Here is a 2,809-nt window from a genome sequence, read left to right as displayed (position 1 = left end):
TGTTCGGCTAGGTCGCCTGAAGGCTCCCACGCCTCACTCCACCCACATTTTTTTGTGCCCGAAAAACCGCTTCGCGGTTTTCTTATCGGGCGCAAAAAAACGTCGTTTACCGCCAAACGTTATGCGACATAAAATGTAATATAAACAGCTAAAAATTGACATTTTATGATAAAAGATAAGTTTTGGAATTTAGATTTATTGTATGTGCCTTACGGCGTAATAGGAATTTGAGGTATTTATACTAGGATACTACGGAGCAGTAAGCAGAAAAGCCCCTTTTTTGTTATAGTTGTTCATTTTGTGCCGTTTGAGGCAGTACTTCAGCCCAATGTGGGCTAGTATTTTCCCCTACTTGCCAAAATTCACCGAAAATGGCATAATAGATATTATGCCTAGAAAAAGATTTTTCCCTGATGATTTCACTGATAAGCTCATAAATGGGGATTGCCTTTCTATAATGAAAGAAATGCCTAATGAATGCCTAGATTTAGTAGTAACATCACCGCCTTACAATTTGAAGAATTCTACCGGAAATGGTATGAAAGATGGTCGAGGTGGAAAATGGAAAAATGCGGCATTAATAAACGGATATAGCCACCATGATGATAATATGCCCCATGATGAATACGCAAAATGGCAACGTGACTGTTTATCAGAAATGTTTCGTTTACTAAAACCTGATGGGGCAATATTTTACAATCATAAGTGGCGTGTCCAAGACGGTTTATTGCAAGACAGGCAGGATATAGTAGCAGGTTTTCCTGTAAGACAAATAATAATTTGGAAAAGAAAAGGTGGAATTAACTTTAATCCTGGTTATTTTTTGCCAACTTATGAAGTAATTTATTTAATTGCAAAGCCTGAATTCAGACTTGCTCCAAAAGCTAATGCTTATGGTGATATATGGGAATTTACGCAAGAAATGAATAACTCACACCCTGCACCTTTTCCTGTAGATTTAATTAGCAGGATAATTTCTTCAACTTGTGCCAATATTGTGTTGGACCCTTTTATGGGTTCTGGTACAACAGCAATTGCGGCACTTATGAACAGTAGGCATTATATTGGCATTGAAATTTCTCCAGAATATAATGCCCTTGCTAAAAACAGAATTAAAAATTATTTTAAGCAGTATGACGAATTGAATACTAAAAAAGGGGTAAGTTATGGAGTTAGCCGAATTGTTGCAGCCGTCTAATAGTCCTTGGTATTCCGCTTATTGGTTTTCTCGAATGTTAATAAATGGCGATAAATATGTAGCAATTGGGAAAGAACCGAAATTATTAACACTCATCTCATCAAGTTTGAACCTCGTTGCAAATGAAAATAAAGGAAAGACATATTTGTCTTTGCAGAAACAAGTCCTCCGCAACATTATTGAAGAAAGATACAGTAAAAGCAAAACAAAAAATCCAAATGTTCAACTTCTTCTTGCAGATTTAGAAAAAGAAATAATCACACAAGAAATAATGGATGTTTTTATTCTTACCTGTGATCATATTTTGGTTCCACTGCAACAAGCAATAGCAAATATCCCAAGTGATGACAGAGAATTTACATTAAATATAGCAAAAGCATATCTTGATGACAAAGGAAAAGAAGGTTTGATAGATGTAATTTCTTTATGGGATGATTTAGGGGTAAAAGGTTGTCTAAATGCAGAACGTACAGAAATAATTCGCGCTTTTGCAACGCTTAGAGTTTTACTTACAAATAAAAATATCCCTGAAAATGAAAAAGACATTGTTTTAACAGCTTTTACCCAAGAATTTGAACGCAGGGCGGCACAAAAACGTAAATCAAGAGCAGGTGGGAGTTTAGAAGATGTTACCAATTTTATATTTGATTATTTTAACATAAAATGTGCGGAAAAACCGGAGCATTTTCAAACAGATATAGAAGTTGATAATTGGATAAAAACAAAAGACGGTTGGCTTATTGGAATTTCTTGTAAAAGAACAATCCGTGAACGCTGGAAACAAGTATCATCGGCAGACGCATCAATTTTAAGTAAATATAAAATTAGCTATATTTATCATATTGTAACTTATGATGATGATTTATCCGATGATAAATTAACATTATTGGGTAGTCAACGTCATATTTTCTTTTTACCTGATAACAGCAGACGTTTACAATATGCAAGTAATCACATTGGGCTGAAAGATTATGTAAAACCAATTTCATCAATAATAGATGTAATACAATTACAAATATAAAATTTGTTGGCAAATACATTTTACGTCGCATAACAGGTCGGTAAAAGTACGCCCCTTCGGGGCTAGGCTACACAAAAGCGTGTTCGGGCTTCGCCCTCTGCACGCTTTTGTTCCGCCACATTTGGGGCAGGGGTCAATGCTACGCATTGCCCTATAACCTGCCCCAAACGTCTTTTACCGCCGGAACGTTAAGCGACAGAAACCGAAATATGTTGGAGGATTATTTTGCCAGAATTTGTTCATCGCTCCACGCCATCCTTGGCGTGGGGACTTTATTATTTTTTATTTATGTATTAAGAATATAATAAATAATATATTAAACCGCCTTACGGCGGAATAAAAAGGAGGATATTGTATGAAAAAGAAAAATTTATGGATTATTGCATTGGTAGCAATAATAACAATCGGCATTTTCGGTTGTGGTGGAGATGATACCACAACTGAAACATTTACAGTAACATTCCATGGCCGCGGCCTGAACTACCCTGCCGCCATTTTTTTCGATAAAGAGCCGCAGTTCGTTAAAGGAACCGCCGTTGGAGAAAACGTCATCAACGATAATATAATCGCGTCCTGATTTAACTTCGCCG

At 36.2% G+C, this 2,809-nt stretch carries 3 protein-coding genes; all 3 read left to right on the top strand.

Annotated elements, in window-relative coordinates:
* Positions 1–352: 352 nt before the first annotated feature.
* Positions 353–1,198: a DNA-methyltransferase gene (locus ACYVRA_RS06065; RefSeq protein ID WP_461251855.1), complete on the top strand. Its 846-nt coding sequence runs from the start codon at positions 353–355 to the stop codon at positions 1,196–1,198.
* On the top strand, positions 1,167–2,219 hold the full coding sequence (locus tag ACYVRA_RS06060) for a PDDEXK family nuclease (RefSeq protein ID WP_461251854.1): 1,053 nt from the start codon (positions 1,167–1,169) through the stop codon (positions 2,217–2,219). Before ACYVRA_RS06065 ends, ACYVRA_RS06060 begins: the two co-directional genes overlap by 32 nt.
* Before the next feature lie 355 nt (positions 2,220–2,574).
* Entirely contained in the window at positions 2,575–2,796 is a 222-nt protein-coding gene (locus tag ACYVRA_RS06055; protein WP_461251853.1) for a hypothetical protein, read from the top strand.
* The last annotated feature ends 13 nt before the right edge of the window (positions 2,797–2,809 follow it).

The organism is Treponema sp. R8-4-B8 (assembly GCF_054786175.1).
This window is presented reverse-complemented; position numbering and strand designations above follow the sequence as displayed.